General features: G+C 72.2%; 4 protein-coding genes. All 4 read right to left on the bottom strand.

The genetic code is table 11. The annotated features are described in order from the left end of the window. On the bottom strand, positions 1–776 hold a 776-nt coding region (locus tag VM840_02165), incomplete at its 3' end, for a response regulator (protein ID HVL80382.1). 25 nt (positions 777–801) lie between these two features. After that, positions 802–1,497, bottom strand: a complete 696-nt coding sequence (gene rpe / locus VM840_02170) for a ribulose-phosphate 3-epimerase (protein ID HVL80383.1) — start codon at positions 1,495–1,497, stop codon at positions 802–804. Continuing rightward, on the bottom strand, positions 1,494–2,993 hold the full coding sequence (gene rsmB / locus VM840_02175; GenBank protein ID HVL80384.1) for a 16S rRNA (cytosine(967)-C(5))-methyltransferase RsmB: 1,500 nt from the start codon (positions 2,991–2,993) through the stop codon (positions 1,494–1,496). Before rsmB ends, rpe begins: the two co-directional genes overlap by 4 nt. Next, positions 2,876–3,603: methionyl-tRNA formyltransferase (gene fmt / locus VM840_02180; GenBank protein HVL80385.1), on the bottom strand; the 728-nt coding region annotated here is incomplete at its 5' end. The genes fmt and rsmB, both read right to left, overlap by 118 nt.

Here is a 3,603-nt window from a genome sequence, read left to right on the forward strand (position 1 = left end):
ACCTCGATGTACCCGCGTTCCAGGTCGGCCTCGTCGTACAGGTCGCGGGAGCGTTCGTCGAAGCCGTCGCAGATCTCCTGGGCCAGCGACTCGGCCGCCTCCGGGGACGAGAGCGCTACGAAGTCGTCGCCCCCGACGTGCCCGGCGAAGCGGATCCGGCCCTTGTGCTCCTGGAGGGAGGCGAGGATGACCCCGGCCAGCACCTTGATCAGCTCGTCGCCCCGCGAGAAGCCGTAGTGGTCGTTGAACGCCTTGAAGTTGTCGAGGTCGACGTAGAGGCAGGCGAAGGGCTGGCGATCGGACAGCCGGCGGCCGATCTCCTCGGTGATCACCGTGTTGCCCGGGAGCCCGGTTAGTGGGTTCAGGCCCCGCAGCGCCTGCGACCGCCGCAGGGCCACCTCCACGCGGGCCACGAGCTCCTGGGGGTCGAACGGCTTCACGATGTAGTCGTCCGCACCCGCGAGCAGGTGTCCGACCTTGTCGCCCACGAGCGACTTCGCGGTGAGCAGCACGATCGGGATGTAGGCGGTCCGGAAGTCGGCCCGGATATCCGCGAGCGCGTCCGTGCCCGACTTGTTCGGCATCATGATGTCCATCAGGATCAGGTCGGGCCGCCAGTCCACCGCCTTCTGCACGGCGATCAACCCGTCCTCCGCCTCCTGGACCTCGTACCCCTCGAGCTCGAGGTAGGTGCAGACGAGCCGCCTGATATCGGGGTCGTCGTCGGTGACCAGGATGCGCGACGGCGCAGGAGGGGACGCCCCAGGCTCGTTCATGGCCAACATATTCCCAGGTCTGGGGTCAGGTGGGCTGCGCGGCCGCGCCCGGTATCACGGTCCATGAGGAGGCCAGCTCCCGGGCCATCGCGGGCGGGTCCTCAGAGCCGAAGACCGCGGACGCCGAGACGAGGACATCGGCGCCCGCCTCCACGGCCAGCGGCGCCGTCTCCCGGTTGATGCCGCCGTCCACCACCAGCTGGACGTCGAGGCGTCTCTCGTCCACCCATGAGCGCAGCGTCCTCAGCTTCGGCATCACGTCGGCGATGAACGCCTGTCCGGAGAATCCGGGTCGCACGGTCATGACGACCACGTGGTCGACCCCGGCCAGGAGCTCGTCGATCTCCTCGGCCGGCTCGTCGGGGTTGATGGCCACGCCCGGTCCCACGCCCGCCTCCCGCATCGTCGTGATGAGCGCGGCGGGGTCGGACGAGGTCGCGGGGTGGAACGCGATGCGGGACGCCCCGGCGTCGGAGTACCAGCGCCAGGTCGCGTCGGGGTTGGCGATCATCAGGTGGACGTCCTGCGGGAGCTTCGAGATGCGGGCGATCGTCCCTACGGTGGACGGTCCGATCGTGAGGTTGGGGACGTAGTGCCCGTCCATCACGTCGACGTGCCACCGGCCGGAGTGGGGTTCGACCGCGGCGAGCTGCTCGCCGAAGCGCGCCAGGTCCGCTGAGACGATCGAGGGCGCGAGCTCGCCCGACGGACGGCGCGTCATCCGGTGAGGGTGAGGAGAGCGACGAACATGCCGTCCGTGCCGTGGTCATGCGGGACGAGCTGGAGGGCCGGACCGGGCGCCCACGCGGGGCGCGGGATCGCCGGGAGGACCTCCGAGACCGCCACGTCGCCTCGCGTCTGAAGGACGTCTTCCAGGACGTCGACGGTCTCGGCTCGGGTCACGGTGCAGACAGAGTACACGAGGCGTCCGCCGGGCCTGAGCAGGTCGAGCCCGGCGTGGACGAGGTCGCGCTGGACCCCGGCCAGGGTCCGGACATCCTCCGGCCGCACACGCCAGCGCGCCTCCGCGCGGCGCCTGATCACGCCCAGGCCGGAGCACGGCGCGTCGATGAGGACGGCATCGGCTCCCGTCCGGACCGGCGGACGACGACCATCGCCCACCACGCAGACCAGGTGCCGGTCCGGGACACCGAGCCGCCTGGCCGTGTCCCGGACCATCCGCGCCCGAGGTTCGTGCAGCTCGACGGCGACCGTTCGCGTCGTCCGCGCCAGGTGTCCGGTCTTCCCGCCCGGACCCGCACACAGGTCCACGACGGTCTCCCCGGGCTGGGCGTCCACGGCCTCGGCGACGAGCGCGCTGGCCTCGTCCTGCACGGTGAACCAACCCTCGTCGAAGCCGGGCCACGAGGTGGGAGCCCCTCCCCCGCGGACGCTCAGCACCTGGGCCGACCAGCGCCCGGGCCGCGGATCGAGTCCCGCCGCCCGGAACCTCTCCGCGAGCTCGGCCGCCGGGATCGCAGCCGCCCGTACCGTGACCGGCGCGGGGCGGTTGTCCTCCTCACACAGCGCCTCGGCCTCCCGGGCGCCCATCAGATCCAGCCACTCCCGCACCATCCATCCCGGGTGCGAGCAGACGATCTCGAGGAACGAGCCGATGTCCCCCTCGCGGGTCGGCCAGGGGAGGTCCTCCCGCGCCGCCGACAGGCGACGCAGGATCGCGTTGACGAAGCCCTGCGCCCCCTGGCCCCGCACCACCGCGACCGTCTCGGAGACGGCCGCGTAGGCGGGGACGTCCGTGTACAGCAGCTGGTAGACGCCGAGGCGGAGCGCGTCGAGGACCGCCGGCTCGAGCTCCGTGAGCCCGCGCCGGGCGTACAGCGAGATCACCCAGTCGAGGGTGCCGAGGCGGCGCAGCGTCCCGTAGGTCAGCTCGGTGGCAAGGGCGGCGTCGAGCGGCGGGAGCCCGGCGTCGCGGATGGCTGCCGGCAGGAGGAGGTTCGCGAAGGCGTCGCGGGTCCGCACGCGCTCGAGCACCTGCATGGCGACGGCGCGGGGTCCGGACGCCTTCGCCGCGGGAGGCCTCGTGGCCGGTCGGCGGGGTCGGCGCCCTCCGCCGCCTCTCTGTGGCCGGCCCCGGTTCAGCGCGGGACTCCGAGTCGTTCTCCGACCTGTGGCTTGTATCCGCGGACGAAGTCGGCTCCGGACATCGGCCGCTTCCCCTCCGGCTGCACCTCCACGAGCTCGAGCCGGCCGGATCCCGTCTGGACCTGAGGGCCCCCGTCCTGCACCGACACGATCTCGCCCGCCGGACCGGTGCCCTCGACGACCTCAGCCCGAAGGACCTTCAACCTGCGGCCGCGGAACCAGGTGAACGCACCCGGATGGGGGTTCAGCGCCCGGACGACGTCGCGCAGGCTCGTGGATCCACCCGTGAGATCGAGCTCCGTGTCCTCGGCCGTGATCTTGCGCGCGTAGGTCACGCCGTCCTCGGGCTGGGGGCGCGGCTCGAGCTCGCCCGCGGCCAGGCGGCGCACCGAGTCCACGAGCATCTCCGCGCCCCGGGCGGCGAGGCGCTCGAGCAGGGCGCCCGAGGTGTCCTCCGCCGAGATCGGCTCGACATGCGTGGCCAGGATCGGCCCGGTGTCGAGGCCCTCGTCCATGAGCATCGTGGTTATGCCCGTCTCGGTGTCACCGGCCATGATCGCGCGCTCCACGGGAGCCGCTCCACGCCACCGCGGCAAGAGCGAGAAGTGGACGTTCACGCACCCGAGCCTCGGTGCCTCCAGCACCTCGCGGGGGAGGATCTGACCGAAGGCGACCACCGCGACGACGTCCGGGGCCAGGGAGCGGAGCTCGTCCTGGGAGC

This window comes from Actinomycetota bacterium (assembly GCA_035540895.1).
Taxonomy (GTDB): Bacteria; Actinomycetota; JAICYB01; order JAICYB01; family JAICYB01; genus DATLFR01.

Excerpts from the sequence above, each read along its gene's own strand:
- rpe (HVL80383.1), bottom strand. The coding sequence starts at position 1,497 with ATGACGCGCCGTCCGTCGGGCGAGCTCGCGCCCTCGATCGTCTCAGCG.